Below are 250 nucleotides of genomic sequence, written 5' to 3'. Positions count from 1 at the left end.
ATAATCGTTGAAATCCGCGCCGAATCCGTTCGTTCATCATGGGTACTATAGGCCAGCAGGCGATGATTGGCATCTTCGATAGTGACAGGGCATTCCAATACTTGGCTGATCCTGTCAGCCAACTCATCTAAGCTTTCAAAATCGCTTCTAAAAGGATCATATACATGGTTAACCAAATGAGTAACCCCCATTATTTCATAATGCAAAGTATAATTATTGAACCTTCTTTGTTTAATTTTACAAAAAAAAT

The 250-nt window shown here is 38.0% G+C and carries 1 pseudogene; it reads right to left on the bottom strand.

Annotation, left to right across the window (positions count from 1 at the left end):
- A pseudogene (locus RYX56_RS24125) lies at positions 1-191 on the bottom strand (PucR family transcriptional regulator); the annotation flags it as partial.
- Positions 192-250: the final 59 nt, after the last annotated feature.

The sequence above is a fragment of the Alkalihalophilus lindianensis genome (assembly GCF_032843265.1).
Lineage (GTDB): Bacteria > Bacillota > Bacilli > Bacillales > Bacillaceae_D > Alkalihalophilus > Alkalihalophilus lindianensis.
Note: the sequence above shows the minus strand (reverse complement) of the source record. Positions and strands in the feature narration are given on the sequence as shown.